The sequence below is a fragment of the Streptomyces sp. DSM 110735 genome, from assembly GCF_016482685.1.
GTDB lineage: Bacteria > Actinomycetota > Actinomycetes > Streptomycetales > Streptomycetaceae > Streptomyces.
This window is the reverse complement of record NZ_JACYHF010000004.1, coordinates 406894-432083: the sequence shown is the minus strand read 5'-3', so window position 1 is coordinate 432083 and position 25190 is coordinate 406894. Positions and strand designations below refer to the sequence as shown.

At 72.2% G+C, this 25190-nt stretch carries 21 protein-coding genes; 17 read left to right on the top strand and 4 right to left on the bottom strand.

The genetic code is table 11. From position 1 onward, the window contains the following. The first annotated feature begins 93 nt into the window (after window positions 1–93). Together holA and IF655_RS10105 are read left to right on the top strand one after the other, a co-directional pair. On the top strand, window positions 94–1083 hold the full coding sequence (gene holA / locus IF655_RS10110; RefSeq protein WP_199583768.1) for a DNA polymerase III subunit delta: 990 nt from the start codon (window positions 94–96) through the stop codon (window positions 1081–1083). A gap of 216 nt (window positions 1084–1299) precedes the next feature. Continuing rightward, window positions 1300–2274, top strand: coding sequence for a CorA family divalent cation transporter (locus IF655_RS10105; RefSeq protein WP_242488636.1), 975 nt, complete (start codon window positions 1300–1302; stop codon window positions 2272–2274). A gap of 240 nt (window positions 2275–2514) precedes the next feature. On the opposite strand, the gene rpsT is transcribed toward IF655_RS10105, so the two are convergent. After that, a complete protein-coding gene (gene rpsT, locus IF655_RS10100) occupies window positions 2515–2781 on the bottom strand; it encodes a 30S ribosomal protein S20 (protein ID WP_161178162.1) in 267 nt (88 codons plus the stop codon). Between the two features lie 226 nt (window positions 2782–3007). Between rpsT and lepA the strand changes: the two genes are divergently transcribed. The 5 genes from lepA to IF655_RS10075 all read left to right on the top strand — a co-directional run bounded on the left by lepA (window position 3008) and on the right by IF655_RS10075 (window position 11075). Continuing rightward, window positions 3008–4882, top strand: a complete 1875-nt coding sequence (gene lepA, locus IF655_RS10095; RefSeq protein ID WP_199583767.1) for a translation elongation factor 4 — start codon at window positions 3008–3010, stop codon at window positions 4880–4882. Between the two features lie 292 nt (window positions 4883–5174). Continuing rightward, on the top strand, window positions 5175–7049 hold the full coding sequence (locus tag IF655_RS10090; RefSeq protein WP_199583766.1) for a long-chain fatty acid--CoA ligase: 1875 nt from the start codon (window positions 5175–5177) through the stop codon (window positions 7047–7049). Window positions 7050–7250: 201 nt separating this feature from the next. Beyond that, window positions 7251–9119 carry a SpoIIE family protein phosphatase gene (locus tag IF655_RS10085; protein ID WP_199583807.1) on the top strand — a complete coding sequence of 623 codons (1869 nt, stop codon included), beginning with the start codon at window positions 7251–7253 and terminating at the stop codon, window positions 9117–9119. A gap of 86 nt (window positions 9120–9205) precedes the next feature. Further along, on the top strand, window positions 9206–10438 hold the full coding sequence (gene hemW / locus IF655_RS10080; protein ID WP_199583765.1) for a radical SAM family heme chaperone HemW: 1233 nt from the start codon (window positions 9206–9208) through the stop codon (window positions 10436–10438). An 82-nt stretch (window positions 10439–10520) separates the two neighbouring features. Then, complete coding sequence (locus tag IF655_RS10075; protein ID WP_199583806.1) at window positions 10521–11075, top strand: Uma2 family endonuclease; 555 nt, start codon at window positions 10521–10523, stop codon at window positions 11073–11075. Here the strand turns inward: IF655_RS10075 and IF655_RS10070 are convergent. Next, the gene (locus IF655_RS10070) at window positions 11053–11865 is read right to left on the bottom strand and encodes a DUF3097 domain-containing protein (RefSeq protein WP_199583764.1); all 813 of its coding nucleotides are present in this window, start codon (window positions 11863–11865) and stop codon (window positions 11053–11055) included. The two genes, IF655_RS10075 and IF655_RS10070, sit on opposite strands and share 23 nt — an antisense overlap. Before the next feature lie 34 nt (window positions 11866–11899). Next, window positions 11900–12622 (bottom strand): MBL fold metallo-hydrolase, encoded by a 723-nt coding sequence (locus tag IF655_RS10065; RefSeq protein WP_199583763.1) that lies wholly within the window; start codon window positions 12620–12622, stop codon window positions 11900–11902. Between the two features lie 161 nt (window positions 12623–12783). Between IF655_RS10065 and hrcA the strand changes: the two genes are divergently transcribed. The 10 genes from hrcA to IF655_RS10015 all read left to right on the top strand — a co-directional run bounded on the left by hrcA (window position 12784) and on the right by IF655_RS10015 (window position 23696). After that, window positions 12784–13800, top strand: coding sequence for a heat-inducible transcriptional repressor HrcA (gene hrcA / locus IF655_RS10060; protein WP_199583762.1), 1017 nt, complete (start codon window positions 12784–12786; stop codon window positions 13798–13800). Next, a complete protein-coding gene (gene dnaJ / locus IF655_RS10055; protein ID WP_199583761.1) occupies window positions 13801–14943 on the top strand; it encodes a molecular chaperone DnaJ in 1143 nt (380 codons plus the stop codon). It abuts the gene before it with no gap. A gap of 113 nt (window positions 14944–15056) precedes the next feature. Beyond that, entirely contained in the window at window positions 15057–16133 is a 1077-nt protein-coding gene (locus tag IF655_RS10050) for a nitronate monooxygenase (RefSeq protein WP_199583760.1), read from the top strand. After that, the gene (locus tag IF655_RS10045; protein WP_199583759.1) at window positions 16130–16876 is read left to right on the top strand and encodes a 16S rRNA (uracil(1498)-N(3))-methyltransferase; all 747 of its coding nucleotides are present in this window, start codon (window positions 16130–16132) and stop codon (window positions 16874–16876) included. The genes IF655_RS10050 and IF655_RS10045 overlap by 4 nt, the downstream gene beginning before the upstream one ends. A gap of 13 nt (window positions 16877–16889) precedes the next feature. Beyond that, complete coding sequence (locus tag IF655_RS10040) at window positions 16890–17282, top strand: VOC family protein (protein ID WP_199583758.1); 393 nt, start codon at window positions 16890–16892, stop codon at window positions 17280–17282. Between the two features lie 121 nt (window positions 17283–17403). Further along, the gene (locus IF655_RS10035; RefSeq protein ID WP_242488635.1) at window positions 17404–17958 is read left to right on the top strand and encodes a hypothetical protein; all 555 of its coding nucleotides are present in this window, start codon (window positions 17404–17406) and stop codon (window positions 17956–17958) included. A 135-nt stretch (window positions 17959–18093) separates the two neighbouring features. Beyond that, window positions 18094–21240 carry a S41 family peptidase gene (locus IF655_RS10030; RefSeq protein WP_199583804.1) on the top strand — a complete coding sequence of 1049 codons (3147 nt, stop codon included), beginning with the start codon at window positions 18094–18096 and terminating at the stop codon, window positions 21238–21240. 144 nt (window positions 21241–21384) lie between these two features. After that, window positions 21385–21738 (top strand): histidine triad nucleotide-binding protein, encoded by a 354-nt coding sequence (locus IF655_RS10025; protein ID WP_199583757.1) that lies wholly within the window; start codon window positions 21385–21387, stop codon window positions 21736–21738. A 5-nt stretch (window positions 21739–21743) separates the two neighbouring features. After that, window positions 21744–22649 (top strand): ribonuclease Z, encoded by a 906-nt coding sequence (locus tag IF655_RS10020; protein ID WP_199583756.1) that lies wholly within the window; start codon window positions 21744–21746, stop codon window positions 22647–22649. A 54-nt stretch (window positions 22650–22703) separates the two neighbouring features. Next, window positions 22704–23696, top strand: a complete 993-nt coding sequence (locus IF655_RS10015; protein ID WP_199583755.1) for an adenosine deaminase — start codon at window positions 22704–22706, stop codon at window positions 23694–23696. On the opposite strand, the gene IF655_RS10010 is transcribed toward IF655_RS10015, so the two are convergent. After that, the gene (locus IF655_RS10010) at window positions 23660–25075 is read right to left on the bottom strand and encodes an MFS transporter (protein WP_199583754.1); all 1416 of its coding nucleotides are present in this window, start codon (window positions 25073–25075) and stop codon (window positions 23660–23662) included. The two genes, IF655_RS10015 and IF655_RS10010, sit on opposite strands and share 37 nt — an antisense overlap. Window positions 25076–25190 lie beyond the last annotated feature (115 nt).

Below are 25190 nucleotides of genomic sequence, written 5' to 3'. Positions count from 1 at the left end.
CGGTGCCCCCTACAGCGTCTCGGGGTCGGTTCGGGGGGCGGTCAGGGTGTGCGGGCCGGTTCGTTGTCGGTGGCGCGTGGGATGCTTTGAGCGATGGCAAGAAAGACTGCGAATGACGACCCTCTCGCCCCGGTGACGCTCGCCGTGGGCCAGGAGGACCTCCTGCTCGACCGTGCCGTGCGGGAGGTGGTGGCCGCCGCCAGGACCGCCGACGCCGACACGGACGTACGCGACCTCACCCCGGACCAGCTCCAGCCCGGCACCCTCGCCGAGCTGACGAGCCCCTCGCTCTTCGCCGAGCGCAAAGTCGTGGTCGTACGCAACGCGCAGGACTTGTCCGCCGACACGGTCAAGGACGTGAAGGCATACCTCGGCTCGCCCGCGGAGGAGATCACCCTCGTACTGCTGCACGCGGGCGGCGCCAAGGGCAAGGGGCTGCTCGACGCCGCGCGCAAGGCGGGCGCGCGGGAGGTGGCCTGTCCGAAGATGACCAAGCCCGCCGACCGGCTGGCGTTCGTCAGAGGGGAGTTCAGGGGGTTCGGGCGATCGGCCACGCCGGAGGCGTGCCAGGTGCTCGTGGACGCGATCGGCAGCGACCTGCGCGAGCTGGCCTCCGCGGTGGCCCAGCTCGTGGCCGACGTCGAGGGCACGATCGACGAGGCGGTCGTCGGGCGGTACTACACCGGCCGCGCGGAGGCGTCGAGCTTCACCGTCGCCGACAAGGCGGTCGAGGGGCGCACCGCCGAGGCACTGGAGGCGCTGCGCTGGTCGCTCTCCACCGGTGTCGCCCCGGTGCTGATCACCAGCGCGCTCGCCCAGGGCGTGCGGGCGATCGGCAAGCTCTCCTCGGCCCGCGGCGGCCGCCCCGCCGACCTCGCCCGCGAGCTGGGAATGCCCCCGTGGAAGATCGACCGCGTCCGGCAGCAGATGCGCGGCTGGACCCCGGACGGCGTCGCCGAGGCGCTGCGCGCGGTCGCCGAGGCCGACGCGGGAGTCAAGGGCGGCGGCGACGACCCGGAGTACGCCCTGGAGAAGGCGGTCGTCATCATCGCCCGAGCCGCCCGCTCCAGGGGCAGGGCGTAGCGGTTCCCTGTCGCCGGGGGCGTGGGCGTGGGGCATGAGCCGCGCCCTCAGCGCCCGAGCCGCACCCGCACCCTTCCGACCCGCACCACCCGGCCACACCCGCCCCCGTCATCCGTTCGCCCCACCCTCCAACCCGCACGAGTGCCTCCGGGTGCGGAAGTACCGGCGCCGACGCCACGCTGGAACCCGCAGCATCCGGCACGGACGGCGAGGGCGATGATCGTAACGGTGGTGTCGATGCCGGAGGCGACGGTCACGCGGGCGGATGTCGCGGAGGCCAGGGAGAGGCTGGCGAGGGACCGGTTCGTGCTGGTCGACATCGAGCTGCCGGAGGAGGAGCGGCCGGAGGAATGGTCGGTGGCCGAGCAGTTGGGACTGGACGCCGAGGGGCTGGACTGGTTCGGGCGGGCGGACGAGCCACCGCGGGCCGAGTATCTGGGGGACAAGGCCGGACTGGTGGTGCCCATCGTCCGGGGGGAGGGGATCGCCCTGGTCCATGTGCTGGTGACCGACCGCTTCCTGGCCACCGTGCACCGGGGAAACGCGGGTCTCGCGACGCCCATGGGCAGGGCGCTGACGCACGAGCGGCCCTCCGACGCCGTGGCGGTGCTCTTCCTCCTGCTCGGGGAGGCGCTGGGCACGTTCCGCCGGGCCGCGGTGGAGGCGCTGCTGGAGACCGAGGAGCTGGAGGACGACATGTTCGAGGAGCGGCTCCCCGAACAGGTGCGCCAACTGGCGCAGTTGCGGCGCCGCTCCGCCCTTCTGCACCACTACCTGCGGCCGTTCCTGGAGCTGACCGACGAGATACTCACCCGGCGGATGATGAGCCCCACCTTCCCCGAGCAGCGGCAGCGGCTCGCTCGGGAGTTCCAGACCAGCGGGAGGCTGGTGCTGGCGGAGATCGAGTCGCTCCAGGAGGCCACGCGCCGGGCGTTCGCGAGCTACTCCTCGCTGGTGGCGGGGGAGCAGAACGGCGTGATCAACCGGCTGGCCATCGTGTCGGTGGTGTTCCTGCCGCTGTCGTTCCTCACCGGGTTCTTCGGGATGAACTTCACGTTCTTGACGGACAAGCTGGAGAGCAGGGACGAGTTCTGGCTGTTCGCCATCGGGCTGCAGATCCTCGTCCTGGTCCTCTCCCTCTACGTCCTGCACCGCACCCGGATCTGGCGCAGGCTGCGCGAGGGCGACTGACCGGTCGCGGACCGGACCGGCCACCGACCAGCCACGGACCGCCCGTAGACCGACCGCACCCGCCCATGCCGAAGGCCCCGTCCGGAACCCTTGGGGAAGGGTCCGGGCGGGGCCTCGGGTGAAGCGTCTGAACTCGCACCCGCGTGGCGAACGCAGGCCGCGTGCGAGTTCGGGAGCCGGTGGGGGGCGGAAGAGAGAGGGCCCGCCCGGGTCCCGCCGGCGTTCAGATCAGGTGAGAACTCAGCCCTTGAGGTCGGTGACCTTGGCGGCCAGCGCCGACTTCTTGTTGGCGGCCTGGTTCTTGTGGATGACGCCCTTCGAGACGGCCTTGTCGAGCTGACGCGCGGCAGCGCGCTGGTACTCGGTGGCCTTCTCGACGTCACCCGCGGCAGCGGCCTCACGGGCCTTGCGGATCGCGGTCTTCAGGGAGGACTTGACGGCCTTGTTGCGCAGCCGCGCCTTCTCGTTGGTCTTGATCCGCTTGATCTGGGACTTGATGTTCGCCACGAAGGAGCCTTTTCAGGTTCAGGCACGGGACCGCTCGGGCCCCGGACCGGTGATCCAAGGATTTCAGTACGCGCCTCGCGCCGAGAGGGCATGAGGCACAGCCATCAACAGTACCAGTGGCCCTCTCGACGGCCCAAAACGGCTCCCGGTCGCTCTCCGTGGGACCATGGAGACTACGTATCGATCCGACCCGAGGCATAAGGCGCCTCAAGAGACAGGACCCTGCGTGCCCGCGACCCCTAACCATGTGCCCGAGCCGAGCCGTACCGACCCGGCTCTGATCCGCAACTTCTGCATCATCGCGCACATCGACCACGGCAAGTCCACGCTCGCCGACCGGATGCTCCAGCTCACTGGCGTGGTCGAGCAGCGGCAGATGCGTGCTCAGTACCTCGACCGGATGGACATCGAGCGCGAGCGCGGCATCACGATCAAGTCCCAGGCGGTGCGTCTGCCCTGGGCCCCGACCGAGGGCCCCGACCAGGGCACGACGCACATCCTCAACATGATCGACACCCCCGGGCACGTCGACTTCACCTACGAGGTCTCGCGGTCGCTGGCCGCCTGCGAGGGGACCGTCCTCCTCGTCGACGCCGCTCAGGGCATCGAGGCGCAGACCCTCGCCAACCTCTACCTGGCGATGGAGAACGACCTCACGATCATCCCCGTGCTGAACAAGATCGACCTGCCGGCCGCGCAGCCGGAGAAGTTCGCCGAGGAGCTGGCGAACCTCATCGGGTGCGACCCCGACGACGTGCTCAAGGTCTCCGCGAAGACCGGCATGGGCGTCGAGGCGCTCCTCGACCGGGTCGTCGAGCGGATCCCCGCCCCGGTCGGCGTCAAGGACGCCCCCGCCCGCGCGATGATCTTCGACTCGGTCTACGACTCCTACCGCGGTGTCGTGACGTACGTGCGTGTCATCGACGGTCAGCTCAACAAGCGCGAGCGCATCAAGATGATGTCGACCGGCGCGACCCACGAGCTGCTGGAGATCGGCACCAACTCGCCCGAGATGCTCCCGGCCGACGGCCTGGGCGTCGGCGAGGTGGGCTATCTGATCACCGGTGTGAAGGACGTCCGCCAGTCCAAGGTCGGTGACACCGTCACCAGCCAGGTCAAGGGCGCGACCGAGGCACTCGGCGGCTACAAGGACCCCAAGCCGATGGTGTTCTCGGGTCTGTACCCGCTGGACGGCTCGGACTACCCGGAGCTGCGCGAGGCGCTGGACAAGCTCCAGCTCAACGACGCCGCCCTGGTGTACGAGCCGGAGACCTCCGCCGCCCTCGGCTTCGGTTTCCGCGTCGGCTTCCTCGGGCTGCTGCACCTGGACGTGATCCGGGAGCGCCTGGAGCGCGAGTTCGGTCTCGACCTGATCGCCACCGCCCCCAACGTGGTCTACCGCGTGGTCATGGAGGACGGCAGCGAGCATGTCGTCACCAACCCGAGCGAGTTCCCCGAGGGGAAGATCAACGAGGTCTACGAGCCGGTCGTGCGGGCCACCATCCTCGCGCCCACCGAGTTCATCGGCTCGATCATGGAGCTGTGCCAGACCCGGCGCGGCACCCTGCTCGGCATGGACTACCTCTCCGAGGACCGCGTCGAGATCCGCTACACGCTGCCGCTCGCGGAGATCGTCTTCGACTTCTTCGACCAGCTCAAGTCCAAGACCCGCGGCTACGCCTCGCTGGACTACGAGCCCACGGGCGAGCAGACCTCCAGCCTGGTCAAGGTCGACATCCTGCTGCACGGCGACAAGGTCGACGCCTTCTCGGCGATCACCCACAAGGACGCCGCGTACGCGTACGGCGTGCGGCTCGTCGCCAAGCTGCGCGAGCTGATCCCCCGGCAGGCGTTCGAGGTGCCGATCCAGGCCGCCATCGGCTCGCGGGTCATCGCCCGCGAGACCATCCGCGCCATCCGCAAGGACGTCCTCGCCAAGTGCTACGGCGGTGACATCTCCCGTAAGCGGAAGCTGCTGGAGAAGCAGAAGGAAGGCAAGAAGCGGATGAAGATGGTGGGTTCCGTGGAGGTTCCGCAGGAAGCCTTCATCGCGGTGCTCTCCAGCGACGACAGCGCGGGGTCGGGCAAGGGCAAGAAGTAACCGCGCGCGCCTTCGGGCCGTACGCGCAATTGCGGGCACAAGGGGCTCGTCGCACACAAGTGCGGCGGGCCCCTGCGTGTGCGCCGGGTCGCTCTGCGTGGACGTTCCGTGGGGTCGTGTGGGGAAGTCGCAGGCCGAGTCCTCTTACGCGACGGGCGGTCGCGCCTTACCCTGATCCCTGCCCCATAGTTACTCGCGAGTTAAACAACAGGCCGTACCCGTTCGAATTCCCCACGTGAGTCAACCCAGCCGCACCGAGTCAGCCGCACCGTCGCGGGCCCCGGAGGATGTCGTGAGCGACACACAGACCCTGATCGAGAACCGACCGCCCTCCGTGGCGGCCCTCTTCCTGGAGCGCGTGGCGGCGACACCGGACGCCGAGGCGTACCGCTACCCGGTCCCGTCCCCGGCAGGCACCGGTCCGGACGAGTGGAAGTCGCTGAGCTGGAGCCAGGCCGCAGGGCGCGTGTACGCCATCGCGGCCGGTCTCATCGAGCTGGGCATCGAGCCCGAGCAGCGCGTCGCGCTCGCCTCCTCGACCCGGGTCGAGTGGATCCTCGCCGACCTCGGCATCCTCTGCGCGGGCGGCGCCACCACGACCGTCTATCCGCAGACCAACTCCGACGAGTCGGCGTTCATCCTCTCCGACTCCCAGAGCCGGGTGCTGATCGCGGAGGACGCCGCCCAGGTCGCCAAGGCGGTCGAGCGCCGCGCCGAGCTGCCCGCGCTCACCAAGGTCGTCGTCATCGACGCCGAGGGTGTGGAGACCGACGACTGGGTGATCACCCTCGCCGAGCTGGAGAAGCGCGGCGCGGCCTACCTGGAGACGCACCCCGAGCTGATCAAGGAGCGGGTCGGCGCGATCACCGCCGAGCAGCTCGCCACCCTGATCTACACCTCCGGCACCACCGGCCGCCCCAAGGGCGTGCGCCTGCCGCACGACAACTGGTCGTACATGGCGAAGGCCATCGCCGCGACCGGGCTGCTCGGTCCGGACGACACCCAGTACCTGTGGCTGCCGCTCGCGCACGTCTTCGGCAAGGTGCTCACCTCCGGGCAGATCGAGATCGGTCACGTCACCGCCGTCGACGGTCGCGTGGACAAGATCATCGAGAATCTGCCGGTCGTGCGCCCGACGTACATGGCCGCCGTGCCGCGCATCTTCGAGAAGGTCTACAACGGCGTGGCGGCCAAGGCGCGCGACGGCGGCGCCGCCAAGTACAAGATCTTCCAGTGGGCCGCCGAGACCGCCCGCGAGTACGCCAAGGCGTCCCAGGACAGCTTCCGGCGCACCGGCACCGCCTCCGTGCCGTTCGCGCTCGCCGTCAAGCACAAGGCGGCCGACGCCCTCGTCTACGCCAAGATCCGTGAGGCGTTCGGCGGGCAACTGCGCGCCTGCGTCTCCGGTGCCTCCGCCCTCGCCCCCGAGATCGGCTACTTCTTCTCCGGCGCCGGTATCCACATCCTGGAGGGCTACGGGCTCACCGAGACCTCCGCCGCCTCCTTCGTGAACCCGGGCGAGGCGTACCGCACCGGCACGGTCGGCAAGCCCGTGCCCGGCACCGAGGTGCGCATCGCGGACGACGGCGAGATCCTGCTGCGCGGTCCCGGCATCATGCAGGGCTACCACGAGCAGCCCGAGAAGACCGCCGAGGTGCTCGAGTCCGACGGCTGGTTCCACACCGGCGACATCGGCGAGCTGTCGGCGGACGGCTATCTGCGCATCACCGACCGCAAGAAGGACCTCATCAAGACCTCCGGCGGCAAGTACGTGGCACCCGCCGAGGTCGAGGGGCAGTTCAAGGCGGTGTGTCCGTACGTCTCCAACATCCTGGTGCACGGCGCCGACCGGAACTACTGCACCGCCCTCATCGCCCTGGACGAGCCCACGATCCTCCAGTGGGCCGCCGACAACGGTCTGGAGGGCAGGTCGTACGCCGAGGTTGTCGCCGCGCCGCAGACCGTCGAGCTGGTCGACGGGTACGTGAAGCAGCTCAACGAGGGTCTCCAGCGCTGGCAGACGATCAAGAAGTTCCGGCTGCTGCCCCGCGACCTCGACGTGGAGCACGGCGAGATCACCCCGAGCCTGAAGCTGAAGCGCCCGGTGGTCGAGCGGGAGTACCGCGGGCTGATCGACGAGATGTACGCGGGCGCCCGCGAAGCCTGACCGGCTCCGTAGTCCCACAACCGCACGCACACGCACCCAGGGAACGGGCGTGAACCCCCCGAAGAGGGGAGTTCACGCCCGTCTCCGCTCGAAAGTGTTCGTCTTCTGGCACACCAGTAGCACAGTTCCCCGTCACGACCGCTCATTTCGGTGACACAGTGCTTATGCGCGCCCCCTGTCTGTCACCCTGGCCGCATGGACATGGCGGCCATACCGACCCAGCGGGCGACCGACGCCCCCGTCGGTGACACGCCCGCGTACCCCGGCGCGGGCCCGCTCGGCGAGGGGCGGGCCACCCTCGCCGGGAGCCTCGCCGCGCCCGGTTCGGCGCGCGCCCTGGTGCGCGGCGCCTTCACCGAGTGGGCGGGTCTCGGGCTGACCGGACCGGACGGCGACGCGCGGCTGGCCGACGACGCGATGGCCGTCGTCAGCGAACTCGTCACCAACGCCGTCGTGCACGCGGGGACCGAGGTGGAGATCGCCTGGCGCCTCGAGGCGACCGGCGCGTTCACCGTGGAGGTCCACGACCACCACCCGGCGCGCGCCCCGCGCGACCCCGCCGACCCCGACGCGCCGGAGATGCCCGAGCACGGGCGCGGACTGCGCCTGGTCGCCACCCTCGCCGAGACCTGGGGCGTCACCTACCGCTCCGACGGCAAGACCCTGTGGGCCCGGCTGCCGCCCGGCGGCACGGAGGAACCCGAGGGTCCCGCGCCGGTGCCCGCGCTGCGCGCCGCCGAAGCCCTGGCACCGCAGCCGCAGCGCCCCGGCGGCGACCGGGACTGGCTGGGCCGGGGCGCGCTGTCCTTCCTCGCCGAGGCGTCCGACCTGCTCGCCGGGCAGCTCGACGAGAATCTGGTCGCCGCCCTCACCGGACAGCTCCTGGTGCCCCGGCTCGCGGACTGGTGCGCGGTGTGGCTGGAGGACGAGGCGACCGTGCGCACCGGCTGCGCCGCCGGGCCCGTCCGGGTCTGGCACACCCACGAGAGCCGCACCGAGGAGCTGCACCGCGCCCTGGAGAAGGAGCCCCCGCGCCCCGACGGCGTGCGCTCGGGCCCGGAGCCGTATCCCTGGCCGGGCGGCGCGCTCGGTCCCGAGGGCACCCATGGCACGGCGCTCGCCTACCGGCTCATCGCGGGCGGGCGCCCGCTGGGCACCCTGGTGATCGGCCGCTGCGGGCTGCTGCGCTTCCCCGACGAGGTGACCGGGCTGGTCGAGGACCTGGGGCGCCGGGTGGCGCTGGCCATCGGCGCCGCCCGGCAGTACGCCCGCCAGGCGACCATCAGCGCCGTCCTCCAGCGCGGTCTGCTGCCCGGCGCGGTCGCGGAGATCCCGGGCGTGCGCAGCGCGCTGGTCTACGAGCCCCGCGACAAGGGCGGACCCAGCGGCGACTTCTACGACATCTTCCCGGCGGGCGACGGCCGCTGGTGCTTCGCCGTGGGCGACGTCCAGGGCAAGGGCCCGGAGGCGGCGGTGGTGATCGGTCTTGCCCGGCCCTGGATCCGGCTGCTGGCCCGCGAGGGCTACCCGGTCGCGGGCGTCCTCGACCGCCTCAACCAGCTCCTCCTGGACGACGCCACCGAAGCCGCCGACGCCGCCGCCCGCGCGCTGGTCGCGGCGGGCGGGGGTCCCTTCGCGCCGGGGGAGGGTCCGCAGAGCCGTTTCCTCTCCCTGCTCTACGGCGAGCTGACCCCGCACGCGGACGGCGGCTTCCGCTGCGTCCTCGCCTCCGCCGGACACCCGCTGCCGCTGGTGCTGAGCCCCGACGGCGCGGTCCGCAGCGCCGCCCGCCCGCAGACGCTGCTGGGCGTGGTCGAGGACGAGACGTACACCAGCGAGAGCGTCGAGCTGCGGCCCGGCGACAGCCTGCTGTGCGTCACGGACGGGGTGACCGAGCGCCGCTCCGGCTCCCGCCAGTTCGACGACGAGGACGGGCTCGCGCACGCCCTCGCGGGGTGCGCGGGGCTGGACGCCGGGCGCATCGCGGAGCGCATCCACGACCTGGTGCTCGGCTTCGCCCCCGACCTGCCGGACGACGACCTGGCGCTGCTGGTGCTCCAGGCGGAGTGAGGCGGCTGTGTCCTGTACAGGACACGCGTCCGGGACGGGACACCGGCGCGTCCGGGACAGGGCAGCGGTACGGGACAATGGAGGACATGCCTTCCGCACTCCCCGACGGCGAGCCCGTCCCCGACGACGGCGCGCTGCCCCCCGCCGCGCTCGCCGGCGCCGCCGAGCGGCCCCTCGGGTTCTATCTGCACGTCCCCTACTGCGCGACCCGCTGCGGCTACTGCGACTTCAACACCTACACCGCCACCGAGCTGCGCGGCACCGGCGGTGTGCTCGCCTCCCGGGACAACTACGCGGACACCCTCACCGACGAGGTCCGCCTGGCCCGCAAGGTGCTCGGCGACGACCCGCGCGAGGTCCGCACGGTCTTCGTCGGCGGCGGCACGCCGACCCTGCTTGCCGCCGGGGACCTGGTGCGGATGCTGGGCGCGATCCGCGACGAGTTCGGACTCGCGCCGGACGCGGAGATCACCACCGAGGCAAACCCGGAGACGATCACCCCCGCCTACCTCGCCGAACTGCGCGCGGGCGGCTTCAACCGGATCTCCTTCGGCATGCAGAGCGCGAAGCCGCACGTCCTGAAGATCCTCGACCGCACGCACACCCCGGGGCGCCCGGAAGCCTGCGTCGCGGAGGCGCGCGCCGCCGGGTTCGAGCACGTCAACCTCGACCTGATCTACGGCACCCCCGGCGAGTCCGACGACGACTGGCGCGCCTCCCTGGAAGCGGCCCTCGGCGCGGGTCCCGACCACGTCAGCGCCTACGCCCTGATCGTCGAGGAGGGCACCCAGCTCGCCCGCCGCATCCGCCGGGGCGAGGTCCCGATGACGGACGACGACGTCCACGCCGACCGCTATCTGATCGCCGAGGAGTTGCTCTCGGCGGCGGGCTTCGACTGGTACGAGGTCTCCAACTGGGCCACCTCCGAGGCGGGCCGCTGCCTCCACAACGAGCTGTACTGGCGCGGCGCCGACTGGTGGGGCGCCGGACCGGGCGCCCACAGCCACGTGGGGGGCGTGCGCTGGTGGAACGTCAAGCACCCGGGCGCGTATGCGGCTGCGCTGGCCTCCGGCCGCTCTCCGGGCGCCGGACGTGAACTCCTCTCGGAGGAGGACCGCCGCGTGGAGCGCATCCTGCTGGAGCTGCGGCTGCGGGAGGGCGTTCCGCTGTCCCTGCTGAAGCCGGACGGGCTCGCGGCTTCCCGGCGGGCGCTGGCGGACGGTCTGCTCGATTCCGGTCCGTACGACGAGGGGCGCGCGGTGCTCACCTTGCGGGGACGGCTCCTCGCGGACGCGGTGGTGCGGGACCTGGTGGACTGATCACTCGCCGGGGTGAATCGGTGCGGGCTGTCGGCTGGATCCCTGACCTGGTTCGTAGGCTGCCGCTGTGGACGAACTCGGGATGGCCAAGTACTTCGGCGAGTTCGTTCCGCCTGAGGGAGTCAAGGCCGAGCTTCTTCGGGGGGTGATCGTGATGACCATCGGTTCCGGCATCGTGCACAACAGGATTGTGGCCAAGGTGCAGGACCGGATTCCACGGCAGCCTTGGGCACCTCTGCAGAGGCAGGGCATCGAAATCCTTGGCGAAGTCAGCGAGCCTGTCCCGGATCTGGTGGTTCTCGCACATGATCACCTGCCGGATTCCGGACGCCTGTTGCCGAGTGGGCTGATCACCATGGTGGTGGAAGTCGTGTCCGAGCCCAGCGTCCACTACGACTACGTGGTCAAGCGTCCGGTCTACGCCGCAGGAAAGATCCCCGCCTACCTCGTCATCGACCCGATCATGGACCACTGCGTCCTGCTGACAAAGCCGACGGGCCAGGGCGAGGAGGCCGACTACCGACGTCAGGAGATCGTGGAGTTCGGCGATCCGCTGCCACTGGACGATCTCGGGATCGAGCTGGGCACCGACGAATTCGGAACCTCTTCCGGCGTCAGGCCCCACCGCTACCCGTAACGAAATCGATCAGCTCCTCCACCCGCCCCAGCAACGCCGGCTCCAGCTCCCGATACGACGTCACCTTCGCCAGGATCGCCTGCCACACCGCCCCCGTGCTGTCCGACGGCCAGCCCAGCGCCCGGCACACCCCCGTCTTCCAGTCCTGGCCGTGGGGGACCCGGGGCCAGGCGGGGATGCCGAGGGCGGAGGGCTTCACCGCTTCCCAGATGTCGATGTAGGGGTGGCCGACGACCAGGGCGTGGTCGCTGGTCACCGACTGGGCGATGCGCCACTCCTTCGTGCCGGGGAGCAGGTGGTCCACCAGGACGCCGAGGCGGGCGTCCGGTCCGGGGGAGAAGTCGGCCACGATCGAGGGCAGGTCGTCCACGCCCTCCAGGTACTCGACCACCACGCCCTCGATGCGGAGGTCGTCGCCCCAGACCTTCTCGACCAGTTCGGCGTCGTGGCGCCCCTCGACGTAGATGCGCCCGGCGCGGGCCACACGGGCGCGGGCGCCCGGGACGGCCACGGAGCCGGAGGCGGTGCGGGCGGGGCGTGCCGGGGCGGCGGAGGGGCGTACGAGGGTCACCGCGCGCCCTTCGAGGAGGAAGCCGCGCGGCTCCAGCGGGAACACCCGGTGCTTGCCGAAGCGGTCCTCCAGCGTCACCGTGCCCGCTTCGCAGCGGATCACCGCCCCGCAGAACCCGGTGCCGGGCTCCTCCACCACCAGACCCGGCTCGGCGGCGACCTCCGGCACCGGCTGGGGCTTCTTCCAGGGGGCGGTCAGATCGGGGGAGTACTCGCGCATTCCCATGACGATAGGAGAACCCGTACCGCCCCCGTCACGACACGCCGAAACGGGCGGCCAGGGCGTCGCGTTGGCGCCGTACGAAGTCCGCGTCGACCACCGCTCCGTGACCGGGCACGTACAGCGCGTCCTCGCCGCCGAGGGCGAGCAGCCGGTCCAGGGCGGCGGGCCAGCGGGCGGGTACGGCGTCCGGTCCCGCCTGGGGTTCGCCGGACTCCTCGACCAGGTCGCCGCAGAAGACGACCTCCGGCGAGCCGGGCACCAGGACCGCGAGATCGTGCGCGGTGTGGCCGGGACCGACGTTGGCGAGGAGCACCTGGCGGCCGCCGCCGAGGTCGAGCGTCAGCTCGCCCGAGACCGGGTGGAGGGGCACCGGCAGCGTGGCGACCGCCTCGTCCGCCTCGGCGACCGGCAGCCCCTGGGTGATCGCGTCGCGCCGCAGCTCCCCCGCCTCGTGCGCGAGCAGCGCGTCCATGCCCACCGCCGCGTACGTCTCCGCCCCGGCGAACGCGCCCGCGCCCAGCACATGATCGAAATGCGGGTGGGTCAGCGCGAGATGGGTCACATCGTGGCCGGTCAGCTCCCGCACCGCCGTCTTGAGGCGGGCGCCCTCCGCGAGGCTCGACCCCGCCTCCACGAGCAGTGCCGTGCCCGACCCCACGACCAGCCCCGCCGTACAGTCCCAGCCCGGCAGGCGGCACCGTCCGACGCCCTCGGCAAGTCGCTCCCACCCCAGGTCTTCCCAAGTCACGCTCATACCGGGACGCTATCGGCAAGAAGCCGGCGCAGTACCGCTGACCTTGCCCGGGCGGTACCCCACGGCCGTACACTGGGCCGGGGAAGTCTGGCACTCGCCCCAGCAGAGTGCCAGGGAGCAAGTCGAGTGCCGTGGGGCGACAAGATGGAGGTGCGCGCCGAATGCTGAGTGAACGCAGGCTTCAGGTGCTGCGCGCCATCGTCCAGGACTATGTGGGCACCGAGGAGCCCGTCGGGTCGAAGGCGCTCACCGAGCGGCACAACCTCGGCGTCTCCCCGGCCACCGTGCGCAACGACATGGCCGCCCTGGAGGACGAGGGCTTCATCGCCCAGCCGCACACCAGCGCGGGGCGCATCCCCACCGACAAGGGGTACCGCCTCTTCGTCGACAAGCTCGCGGGCGTCAAGCCGATGTCCGCGCCCGAGCGGCGCGCGATCCAGAACTTCCTGGACGGCGCCGTCGACCTGGACGACGTGGTGGCCCGCACGGTCCGGCTGCTCGCGCAGTTGACCCGGCAGGTCGCCGTCGTGCAGTACCCCTCGCTGACCCGCTCGACCGTGCGGCACGTGGAACTGCTCTCGCTCGCCCCCGCGCGCGTGATGCTCGTGCTGATCACGGACACCGGCCGGGTCGAGCAGCGGATGGTCGACTGCCCGGCGCCGTTCGGCGAATCCTCGCTCGCCGATCTGCGCGCCCGGCTCAACAGCCGGGTCGCCGGACGCCGGTTCAGCGATGTGCCGCGACTGGTCGAGGACCTCCCCGATGCGTTCGAGGCGGACGATCGCGGTACCGTCTCCACAGTGCTCTCCACACTGCTGGAGACACTGGTCGAGGAGAACGAGGAACGGCTGATGATCGGCGGCACCGCCAATCTCACCCGTTTCGGACACGACTTCCCCCTGGTGATCCGGCCCGTCCTGGAGGCACTTGAGGAGCAGGTCGTGCTGCTCAAGCTCCTCGGCGAGGCCAAAGATCCGGGCGTCACCGTGCGTATCGGGCACGAGAACGCCCACGAAGGACTCAACTCCACGTCCGTCGTGTCGGTCGGCTACGGTTCGGGCGGCGAGGCGGTTGCCAAGCTCGGCGTGGTCGGACCGACCCGCATGGACTACCCGGGAACGATGGGAGCGGTACGCGCAGTGGCACGGTACGTCGGACAGATCCTGGCGGAGTCGTAAGTGGCCACGGATTACTACGCCGTTCTCGGCGTGCGCCGCGACGCGTCGCAGGATGAGATCAAGAAGGCGTTCCGCAGGCTCGCGCGCGAGCTGCACCCGGACGTCAATCCGGATCCGAAGACCCAGGAGCGGTTCAAGGAGATCAACGCCGCCTACGAGGTGTTGTCGGACCCGCAGAAGAAGCAGGTCTACGACCTCGGCGGCGACCCGCTCTCGCAGGCGGGCGGCGCCGGTGGCGGCGCGGGCGGCTTCGGGGCCGGTGGCTTCGGCAACTTCTCCGACATCATGGACGCGTTCTTCGGCACGGCGTCGCAGCGCGGACCGCGCTCGCGCACGCGGCGCGGTCAGGACGCCATGATCCGGATCGAGGTCGAGCTGGACGAGGCGGCCTTCGGTACGACCAAGGACATCCAGGTCGACACCGCGGTCGTCTGCAACACCTGCAACGGCGAGGGCGCCGCCCCCGGCACCACCGCGCAGACCTGTGACATGTGCCGCGGTCGTGGCGAGGTCTCGCAGGTCACCCGGTCCTTCCTGGGCCAGGTCATGACCTCGCGGCCGTGCCCGCAGTGCCAGGGTTTCGGCACCGTGGTCCCGACCCCGTGCCCCGAGTGCGCGGGCGACGGCAGGGTCCGCTCGCGGCGCACCCTGACGGTGAAGATCCCGGCCGGTGTCGACAACGGCACCCGCATCCAGTTGGCGGGCGAGGGCGAGGTCGGCCCCGGTGGCGGTCCCGCCGGTGACCTCTACGTCGAGATCCACGAGCTGCCGCACTCGACCTTCCAGCGGCGCGGCGACGACCTGCACTGCACGGTCACCATCCCCATGACGGCGGCGGCCCTCGGCACCAAGGTGCCGCTGGAGACGCTGGACGGCATGGAGGAGGTCGACATCCGGCCCGGCACCCAGTCCGGCCAGTCGATCCCGCTGCACAACCGGGGCGTCACGCACTTGCGCGGCGGCGGCCGGGGCGACCTGATCGTCCACGTCGAGGTCACCACGCCGACCAAGCTCGACCCCGAGCAGGAGCGGCTGCTGCGCGAACTGGCCAAGCTGCGCGGCGAGGAGCGGCCCACCGGCCAGTTCCAGCCCGGCCAGCAGGGTCTGTTCTCCCGGCTGAAGGACGCGTTCAACGGCCGCTGACCGCGAGCGTCGGTTCAGGGAGGGGGGTGCCCGGCACCCCCCTCCCGCCGTTTCCGGGACAGGGACCCCGGGCTCGATTCGGACTCGCGCGGCGGACGTGACACGATGCGGACATGCCCCGCGCCCTCGCCGATCTCCTCACGCTTCCGATCGTGCAGGCACCCATGGCGGGCGGCGTCTCCACGCCGGAACTGGCCGCCGCCGTCTGCGAGGCGGGCGCCCTCGGCTTCCTCGCCGGGGGCTACCGTGCCCCGGACGCGCTGCGCGCCGACATCGAGCGGCTGCGCGGACTGACGGACCGACCCTTCGGCGTCAACCTCTTCCTGCCCCAGTGGCAGACCGCCGACCCCGCCGCCGTCGAGGCGTACGCCCGCGGTCTCGCCGGGGAGAGCGCGCGCTACGGCACCGCGACCGGCGACCCCTACGGCCCGGTCGACGACGCCTACGACGCCAAGCTGGCCCTGCTCCTCGCCGACCCGGTCCCCGTCGTCTCCTTCCACTTCGGCGTGCCCGAGCCCGAGGTCCTGGACGCGCTGCGCCGCGCCGGGACCGTCACGCTGGTCACCGCCACCACCGCCGAGGAGGCCCGCGCGGTCGAGCGCGCCGGTGCCGCCGCCGTCATCGCGCAGGGCATCGAGGCGGGCGGTCACCAGGGCACCCACCGGGACGACCCCGCCCGCGACCGCGCGGGTCTGGGGCTTCTCGCGCTGCTCGCGCAGGTCACCGAGTCCGTGGACCTGCCGGTCGTCGCGGCGGGCGGCATCATGCGCGGCGCGCAGATCGCCGCCGTGCTCGCCGCCGGGGCGAGTGCCGCCCAGCTCGGTACGGCTTTCCTCGCCACCCCCGAGTCCGGCGCCCCCGACCCGCACAAGCGGGCGCTGACCGACCCCGGCTTCCCGCACACCGAGCCGACCCGCGCCTTCACCGGGCGCCCCGCCCGCGCCCTGGTCAACCGCTTCCTGCGCGAGCACGGCGCGGACGCGCCCGCCGCCTACCCGGCCGTCCACCACCTGACCGCCCCGCTGCGGAGGGTCGCCGCCGGGACGGGCGACACCCAGGGCATGGCGCTGTGGGCGGGACAAGGACACCGGCTGGCCCGCGCGCTGCCCGCCGGGCGGCTTGTGGAGGTACTGGCCGCCGAACTGCGCGCCGCGACAACAGAGTTGGCTGACGGAGGTGGCGCGGGATGACCGCTCCCGTGTTCGTGGTGGAGGACTTCGGCCCGGAGGGCGGACCGTTCGTCCTGGACGGGCCCGAGGGACGGCACGCCGTCTCCGTGAAGCGGCTCCAGGCGGGCGAGGAGGTCGTCCTCACCGACGGCGCCGGACGCCACGCCGTGGCCGAGGTGACCGGGACCGAGGGCAAGGACCGGCTGCTCGTCCGGCTCGGCGCCGTCGTGGAGGAGCCCGAGCCCGCCCCGCGCATCACCGTCGTCCAGGCGCTGCCCAAGGGCGACCGGGGCGAACTCGCCGTCGAGACCATGACCGAGGTCGGCGTCGACCGCATCGTGCCCTGGCAGGCGGCCCGCTGCATCACCCAGTGGAAGGGCGACCGGGGTCTGAAGGCGCTCGGCAAGTGGCGCTCCACCGCGCGCGAGGCGGGCAAGCAGTCCCGCCGGGTCCGCTTCCCCGAGGTCGCCGACGCCGCCTCCACCAAGCAGGTCGCCGCGCTGCTCGCGGAAGCCGACTTCGCCGCCGTGCTGCACTCCGACTTCGAGCACGAGAGCGCGCCCCTTGCCACCGTCGACCTCCCCGCGACGGGCGACATCGTGCTCGTCGTCGGACCCGAAGGCGGCGTCTCCCGCGACGAGTTGGCGCTCTTCGAGGAAGCCGGCGCCCGCGCCTGCGTCCTCGGTCCCTCCGTCCTGCGCACCTCCACCGCCGGAACGGCCGCCGCGGCCCTCCTCCTGGGACGCACCGGTCGCTGGTCCTGACATCGGAGCCCCTGTGGAACTGAGCCAAGTACGGCTGCTGGTCACCGACTTCCCCGCCTGCTACCGCTTCTACGCCGACGTCCTCGGCCTGCGTCCCCAGTCGGGCGCGGAGAACGGACCGTACGAGAAGTTCAGCCCCCACGCGGGCTCCGCCGGGGTCGCCCTCCAGGACCGCGCGGGCATGGCAGGTGTCCTGGACGAACTGGGCGACACCGCCACCGGTCACCGCTCACTGATCGTGCTGCGCGTGGACGACCTCGACGCGTACTGCGCCGAGATCGCCGGGCGCGGCGCCGAGATCCTGCACGGTCCGGCGCCGCTGACGGACCGTATGCGCGTGGCCCACCTCAAGGACCCGGAGGGGAACCTGGTGGAGCTTCAGGAGTGGCTGCTGCTGCGGGGCTGACGGCGGACAACAGCGGCTCCAGCGCACGCCGCGCACGGGCTCGCGGGCGTGCGCCGCACGTTCGGGTGACTGGCCGGAGGCGGCCTTCCGCGGGGTGGGAGTCGGTGGCACGCTGGGAGGCATGGGGGCTTCGAGGTGGGATCGGCGCCGCTCCGGACGGCTGCTGGCCGTGAGCGGGCTCGCGGCACTGGGGATCGGCGCGATGACCGCGTGCCAGCCGACCGATCTGGGGTCCGCGACCGTCGCCTACACCACCGACTCCACCGCCACCGCCGAGCTGAACCGGCGCCATGTGGACGTGAGTTGGCTGACCTGCGTCGGACATCAGGGCGACAGCGCCAGTCCGGCGAAGTCGAGTTCGCCCTCCACGGCGACCGTCGTCAGCGTGGACTGCCAGGGGCGCACCAAGGACGGCAAGAAGGCAGCCGTCACCGGCGAGGTGACCCGCGCGGTCAACGGCGTTTGTGTGCGCGGGCACTTGACCGCCACGGTGGACGGTCGCCGGGTCTTCCGGGTCAGCGGGCTCGGCGACTGCGACGCCAAACCCAGCTCCGCCTACACCCCGCCCGCCACCTACCGCCCGCCCGGGCAGCCCCGGCCCACCGTGACGGTCACCGTCACCCGGACCCTGTGGTGCAAGGGCGATCCGACCTGCTGGCCCGTCGAAGGCAAGTGATCCAAATCCGGCGCCGCGACGCCGGACCGCGCGTAAGGTGACCGCGTGACTCAGGGCGCTGGCAAGGACCTCACGGCAGACACGAAGACCACGACGACCTCTGGGTATCTCCGATTCCCGCACCTGCGCGGCGACTTGGTGACCTTCACCGCCGAGGACGACGTCTGGGTGGCCCCGCTCGACGGCGGGCGCGCCTGGCGGGTGAGCGCGGACAACGTGCCCGTGAACCACCCCCGCATATCCCCCGACGGCACCACCCTCGCCTGGACCTCGACCCGCGACGGCGCCCCCGAGGCGCACATCGCCCCCGTCGACGGCGGACCCGCCAAGCGCCTGACCTACTGGGGCAGTTGGAAGACCCAGGTGCTCGGCTGGACCCCCGACGGAGAGGTCCTCGCGGTCAGCACCGAGGGCCAGGCCAGCCTGCGCCGCACCTGGGCCCGCGCCGTCCCGCTCGACGGCGGACCCGCCACCACCCTGCCGTACGGCCCGGTCGGTGACATCGCCTACGGCCCGCACACCGTCCTGCTCTCCGCCCCCATGGGCCGCGAAGCCGCCTGGTGGAAGCGCTACCGGGGCGGCACGGCGGGCAAGCTGTGGATCGACCGCGACGGCGACGGCGAGTTCGTCCGCCTCCACGAGGACCTCGACGGCAACCTCGAAAGCCCCCTGTGGGTCGGGGACCGCATCGCCTTCCTCTCCGACCACGAAGGCACCGGCGCCCTCTACTCCTCCCTCGCCGACGGCACCGACCTGCGCCGCCACACCCCGCTCGGGGGCTTCTACGCCCGCCACGCCGCCACCGACGGCACCCGGGTGATCTGGTCCAGCGCCGGTGAACTGTGGATCCTGGACGACCTCGACGGCGCCGAACCCCGCCGCCTGGACATCCGCCTCGGCGGCGCCCGCGTCGACCTCCAGCCCCACCAGGTCAGCACCGCCCGCTGGTTCGGCTCCGCCTCCCCGGACCACACCGGGCGCGGCAGCGCCGTCGCCGTGCGCGGCACCGTCCACTGGGTCACCCACCGGAGCGGTCCCGCCCGCGCCCTGGCAGCCGAGCCCGGCGTCCGCGCCCGGCTGCCGCGCACCTTCCGCGCCGACGGCGAGGAGTGGGTGGTCTGGGTGACCGACGCCGAGGGCGAGGACGCCCTGGAGTTCGCCCCCGCCACCGGTCTCGCCCCCGGCGCCGTACCCCGCCGGATCGCCGCGGGACAGCTCGGGCGCGTCCTCGCGCTCGCCATGTCCCCCGACGGCGGTCGCGCCGCCGTCGCCTCGCACGACGGACGGCTGCTGCTGGTCGAGCGGGAGACCGGCGAGGTCCGCGAGGTCGACCGCAGCGAGCATGGCGACGTGCACGGGCTCGCCTTCTCGCCCGACTCCGGCTGGCTCGCCTGGGCTCACCCCGGTCCCCGCCCGCTCTCCCAGATCCGCCTCGCCAGCACCACCGACCTCACGGTCACCGAGGCGACCCCGCTGCGCTTCCAGGACTACGCGCCCGCCTTCACCCTGGACGGCAAGCACCTCGCCTTCCTCTCCAGCCGCTCCTTCGACCCCGTCTACGACCGGCACGTCTTCGACCTGGCCTTCGTCGACAGCGTCCGCCCGCACCTGATCACCCTCGCCGCGACCACGCCGTCGCCCTTCGGACCGCAGCGCCACGGCCGCCCCTTCGGCACCCCGGACAAGGACGAGACCCCGGAGAGCGAGGGCGCCCCGGTCACCCGGATCGACCTCGACGGGCTCGCGGACCGCATCGTGCCCTTCCCGGTCGAGGCAGCCAGCTACACCAACCTGCGCGCCGCCCGCGACGGCGTCCTCTGGCTGCGCCACCCGGTGCGCGGAGTCCTCGGCGCCGCCCGCGCCACGCCCGACGCCCCCGACCCCAAGACCGAGCTGGAGCGCTACGACCTCGCCCAGCAGCGCCTGGAGCACCTGGCCGCCGACGCCGACCACTTCCGGGTCAGCGGCGACGGCAAGCGGGTCCTGCTGTGGAGCGACGGCCGCCTGCGCGTCGTACCCGCCGACCGGCGCGCCTCCGACGACGAGGACGGCGACTCCCACATCGTCGTGGACCTCGGCCGCATCCGGCACACCGTCGACCCGGTCGCCGAGTGGCGGCAGATGTACGAAGAGACCGGCCGGATCATGCGGGACAACTTCTGGCGCCCCGACATGGGCGGCACCGACTGGGACGGCGTCCTCGACCGCTACCGCCCGGTCCTCGACCGCCTCGCCACCCACGACGACCTGGTCGACCTCCTGTGGGAGGTGCACGGCGAACTCGGCACCTCGCACGCCTACGTCACCCCCGGCGGCGGCTACGGCGGCGGACCCCGGCAGGGACTGCTCTGCGCCGACATCTCCCGCCACGAGGACGGCAGTTGGCGGGTGGACCGGATCCTGCCCTCCGAGACCTCCGACCCCGAGGCACGCTCCCCGCTCGCCGCGCCCGGCGTCGCCGTACGCCCCGGCGACGCACTCGTGGCCATCGGCGGACGCCCCGTCGACCCGGTCACCGGACCCGCACCGCTGCTCACCGGCACCGCGGGCAAGCCCGTCGAGCTGACGATCTCCCCGGCGGGCGGCGGCGAACCCCGGCACGCCGTCGTCATCCCCCTCGCCGACGAGGAGCCGCTGCGCTACCACGCCTGGGTCGCGGACCGGCGCGCCTACGTCCACGAGAAGTCCGGCGGTCGCCTCGGCTACCTCCACGTCCCCGACATGCAGGCGCCCGGCTGGGCGCAGATCCACCGCGACCTGCGCGTCGAGGTCGCCCGCGAGGGTCTCATCGTGGACGTCCGCGAGAACCGCGGCGGCCACACCTCCCAGCTCGTCGTCGAAAAGCTCGCCCGTCGCGTCGTCGGCTGGGACCTCCCGCGCGGCATGCGACCCGAGAGCTACCCCCAGGACGCCCCGCGCGGCCCGGTCGTCGCCGTCGCCAACGAGTTCTCCGGCTCCGACGGCGACATCGTCAACGCCGCCATCCGCGCCCTGAACATCGGCCCCGTCGTCGGCACCCGCACCTGGGGCGGCGTCATCGGCATCGACAGCCGCTACCGCCTGGTCGACGGCACCCTCATCACCCAGCCGAAGTACGCCTTCTGGCTGGAGGGCTACGGCTGGGGAGTGGAGAACCACGGCGTGGACCCGGACGTGGAGGTGGTCCAAAAACCCCAGGACTACGCAGCGTCCAGGGACACCCAGTTGGACGAGGCGATAAGGCTGGCCTTGGAGGCGCTGGAGAGGGAGCCCTCGAAAACTCCTCCAGGCTTGCCCACCTAAAGGCACGTGGGGCGCCGCGAAAACACCCTGGACTCTGCCAACCCAAAGGGGCGCGGGGAACTGCGCGACCAGCCCAAACGGCGCCGCACCCAACCGACTACGATGCCCGAAGACCACCCAACCGGCGAAAGCGAGCGCAGCGAAATGGCGGGAGAGCCCCAAGAGGACTGCCTGTTCTGCAAGATCGTCGCAGGCCAGATCCCCGCAACCGTGGTCCGCGAGACGGACACCACCCTCGCGTTCCGGGACATCAACCCCCAGGCCCCGACGCACATCCTGGTGATCCCCAAGGCGCACTACAAGAACGCCGCCACCCTCGCGGCAGCGGCCCCGCAGCTCGCCGCCGACGTGCTCGCCGAGACGCAGACCATCGCCGACGAGGAAAAGCTGGAGAGCTACCGCACGGTGTTCAACACCGGCGCCGGCGCAGGGCAGACCGTCTGGCACGCCCACGCGCACGTCCTCGGCGGCCGCGGTCTCGAATGGCCCCCCGGCTAAAAGAGATGTCCGTACGCGAACTCGTCGTCCTCGGCACCGCCAGCCAGGTCCCGACCCGGCACCGCAACCACAACGGCTATCTGCTCCGCTGGGACGGCGAGGGCATCCTGTTCGACCCCGGCGAGGGCACCCAGCGGCAGATGCTGCGCGCCGGGGTCGCCGCGCACGACCTGAACCGGATCTGCGTCACCCACTTCCACGGCGACCACAGCCTCGGTCTCGCCGGGGTGATCCAGCGGATCAACCTCGACCGGGTGCCGCACGAGATCACCGCGCACTACCCGCGCTCCGGGCAGCGCTTCTTCGACCGGCTGCGGTACGCCACCGCCTACCGCGAGACCGTCGCCCTCACCGAGGCACCCGCCGACACCGACGGCGTCCTGGCGCAGACCCCCGCCTACACCCTTGAGGCACGCCGCCTCTCCCACCCCGTCGAGTCCTACGGCTACCGGCTGACCGAGCCCGACGCCGTACGGATGCTGCCCGACCGGCTCGCCGCGCACGGCATCGCGGGTCCGGACGTGGGCCGTATCCAGCGCACGGGCGCGCTGCGAGGGGTGACGCTGGAGGAGGTCAGCGAGATCCGGCGCGGGCAGCGGTTCGCGTTCGTCATGGACACCCGGCTGTGCGACGGCGTCCACGCGCTCGCCGAGGGGTGCGACCTGCTCGTCATCGAGTCCACCTTCCTCGACGAGGACGTACGACTCGCCGAGGAACACGGCCACTTGACCGCAGGGCAGGCGGCGGCCGTGGCCCGGGACGCGGGCGTGCGGCATCTGGTCCTCACCCACTTCAGCCAGCGCTACTCCGACCCCGAAGCCTTCGAGCGCCAGGCGCGTGCGGCGGGGTTCACCGGGGAGCTGACCGTGGCCCGGGATCTCCAGCGCGTACCGGTGCCCAAGCGCCGCTGAGCGCCACCCGGGCGGGCGGATGAATGGGCGGGTAAAGGGCCGTACGATGCTCTGATGCCCCTCCCCAAAGCTGAACTGCACCTGCACATCGAAGGCACCCTGGAGCCCGAGCTGGCCTTCCGGCTGGCCGGACGCAACGGCGTGACACTGCCGTACGCGGACACCGAGGCGCTGCGCGAGGCGTACCGGTTCGAGGACCTCCAGTCCTTTCTGAACCTGTACTACGAGCTGATGGCCGTCCTGCGCACCGAGCAGGACTTCGAGGACCTCGCCAACGCCTACCTCGCCCGCGCCGCCGCGCAGGGGGTCCGGCACGCCGAGATCTTCTTCGACCCGCAGGCGCACCTCGCCCGGGGCGTGGACATGGGCACCGTGGTCGAGGGGCTGTGGCGCGCGCTCGGCAGCAGCGTGGAGAACCACGGCGTCTCCACCAGGTTGATCATGTGCTTCCTGCGCGACGAGTCCGCCGAGTCCGCGCTCGCCACCCTGGACGCCGCCAAGCCGTACCTGGACCGGATCACCGGTGTCGGTCTTGACTCCGCCGAGGTCGGCCACCCGCCGGTGAAGTTCCGCGAGGTGTACGAGGCAGCCGCCGCGCTCGGTCTGCGCCGCGTGGCGCACGCGGGTGAGGAGGGTCCGCCGGAGTACATCACCGAGGCGCTGGACGTCCTCGGTGTCGAGCGCGTGGACCACGGGCTGCGCTGCATGGAGGACCCGGCGCTGGTCGAGCGGCTGGTCCGCGACCGGGTGCCGCTCACCCTGTGCCCGCTGTCCAACGTGCGGCTGCGCACCGTGGACACCCTGGCCGACCACCCGCTCCCGGCGATGCTGGAAGCGGGTCTGATGTGCACGGTCAACTCCGACGACCCCGCCTACTTCGGCGGCTACGCGGGCGACAACTTCGCCGCGGTCCACGAGACGCTCGACCTGTCCCAGGACCGCCTGCGCGAACTGGCCCGCAACTCCTTCCTCGCCTCCTTCCTGGAGGACGACGAGGAGCTGCGCGCCCGTTACCTCGCCGAGGTGGAGGCGTACGAGTTCGAGTGACCCGGGAGCGCGCGGACCGGGAGACCGGGCGCCGTCTCCGCGAGGAGGGGCTCCAGGGCGGGGATCTCCACGAGGGGGATCTCCGCCAGCGCCACCTCCGCCAGCGAGACCTCCGCGAGGGAGACCTCGGTGAGGGGGACCTCGGTGAGGGAGATCTCCGCGAGAGAGGTGCCCGTGAGGGAGGTTTCCGCGTGCGGGAGTTCCGCCAGCGGGATCTCCACCACCGGCAGGTCCGCGATCCGGGTGGTCCGGCGGGCCGGGGCGGTCGCGCGCAGGGCCGCGGCCGTCATCGGCACCGCTGACACCAGCAGGACGACGGCGAGTATCCGGCCCATCGCCGGGTAGCCCGCCCACGCCGACAGCAGACTGCCCGCCAGCGGTCCGGCCGCCGTGCCGAGCGAGCCCGCCGAGCCGACCAGCACCGCCCAGCGCCCGCGCGGGTCGAGGGAGGCGGCGAGTCCGATGACGTACGACAGCACGAGCGGGTAGCAGGCGTTCCAGGCGATCTCCCCGCCCGCGAACGACACCGGCCCCGAGGCCGACGCGCTGAGTACGACGCAGACCGCGATGAGCACCGTACCGACGCCGATCGGCACCGCCCGGCCCATGCGCGGACCGAGCGCGCCCGCGCCGAGGACGCCGAGCAGTCCGGCGCCGAGCGCGGCGGCGAACACCGCGCCGACGGTGACCTCGGTCAGATGCGCCTGGGTCAGCCCGATCCGCCCGCTGACCCCCCACAGGGAGTTCTGCGCGAGGGACCAGCAGGGCATGGCGGCGGCCAGCAGCAGCCCGGTGCCCCGGTGGGGGAGCGGGGTGTGCCCGGTGGTCGACGTGGGGGTGGCCGCATGGGTGTCCAGGCGCCCGGTGAGGGGGAGGACCGCCAGCGCGGTCAGGGCGATCGCGGCGAGCGGCAGACCGTGGCCCGGACCGAGGTGCGGGATCGTCAGGTAGAGGGTGCCCGCGAGGGCGGAGACGGTGAGCAGTCCGAGCGTGGTGACCCGGTGCGGGTCGGTGCGCCCCGCTATGCCGCTCGCGGCGACGGCCGTGGCGGTACCCGAGCCGAGTCCGCCGACGAGCACGCCCGCGACGACCGCCGGGACCGAGCCGGTCAGGGCGGCGGTGCCGTAACCGAGGACGGCGAGGGTGAGCCCGACGCGGGCGAGGGTGCGCGCCCCGGCCCGTCCGCCGCGCGCCGCCAGCAGGAAGCCGGCGGTGGCGGAACTCAGCAGCAGGGCGCTGCCGGTGGCGCCTGCCTCGGTGGCGGTGAGCGGAAGTCCGGCGTCGAGTCTGCCGACGGTGGTGGGCAGCAGATACGGCGCGAGATACCCGGCCGTGAAAAGGGCGACGAGGGGCCAGGGGGTGGTGCGGGGGGCGGACACGGGCGTTCCCAGGGCAGGCGAGAGCGACAGCTCGAAAGGATGCGAAAGGGGGGAGAGAGGCGCCGGTGGTCCGGGGGACGGGAGGGCGCGAGCAAGTTGTATCAAGCACGTGGTT

What these genes read in the sequence shown, in the direction of transcription:
- holA (WP_199583768.1), top strand. Translation starts at nt 94, where the DNA reads ATGGCAAGAAAGACTGCGAATGACGACCCTCTCGCCCCGGTGACGCTC.
- IF655_RS10105 (WP_242488636.1), top strand. Translation starts at nt 1,300, where the DNA reads ATGATCGTAACGGTGGTGTCGATGCCGGAGGCGACGGTCACGCGGGCG.
- IF655_RS10085 (WP_199583807.1), top strand. Translation starts at nt 7,251, where the DNA reads ATGGCGGCCATACCGACCCAGCGGGCGACCGACGCCCCCGTCGGTGAC.
- hemW (WP_199583765.1), top strand. Translation starts at nt 9,206, where the DNA reads ATGCCTTCCGCACTCCCCGACGGCGAGCCCGTCCCCGACGACGGCGCG.
- IF655_RS10075 (WP_199583806.1), top strand. Translation starts at nt 10,521, where the DNA reads ATGGCCAAGTACTTCGGCGAGTTCGTTCCGCCTGAGGGAGTCAAGGCC.
- IF655_RS10070 (WP_199583764.1), bottom strand. Translation starts at nt 11,865, where the DNA reads ATGCGCGAGTACTCCCCCGATCTGACCGCCCCCTGGAAGAAGCCCCAG.
- IF655_RS10065 (WP_199583763.1), bottom strand. Translation starts at nt 12,622, where the DNA reads ATGAGCGTGACTTGGGAAGACCTGGGGTGGGAGCGACTTGCCGAGGGC.
- hrcA (WP_199583762.1), top strand. Translation starts at nt 12,784, where the DNA reads ATGCTGAGTGAACGCAGGCTTCAGGTGCTGCGCGCCATCGTCCAGGAC.
- IF655_RS10050 (WP_199583760.1), top strand. Translation starts at nt 15,057, where the DNA reads ATGCCCCGCGCCCTCGCCGATCTCCTCACGCTTCCGATCGTGCAGGCA.
- IF655_RS10045 (WP_199583759.1), top strand. Translation starts at nt 16,130, where the DNA reads ATGACCGCTCCCGTGTTCGTGGTGGAGGACTTCGGCCCGGAGGGCGGA.
- IF655_RS10035 (WP_242488635.1), top strand. Translation starts at nt 17,404, where the DNA reads ATGGGGGCTTCGAGGTGGGATCGGCGCCGCTCCGGACGGCTGCTGGCC.
- IF655_RS10025 (WP_199583757.1), top strand. Translation starts at nt 21,385, where the DNA reads ATGGCGGGAGAGCCCCAAGAGGACTGCCTGTTCTGCAAGATCGTCGCA.
- IF655_RS10020 (WP_199583756.1), top strand. Translation starts at nt 21,744, where the DNA reads ATGTCCGTACGCGAACTCGTCGTCCTCGGCACCGCCAGCCAGGTCCCG.
- IF655_RS10015 (WP_199583755.1), top strand. Translation starts at nt 22,704, where the DNA reads ATGCCCCTCCCCAAAGCTGAACTGCACCTGCACATCGAAGGCACCCTG.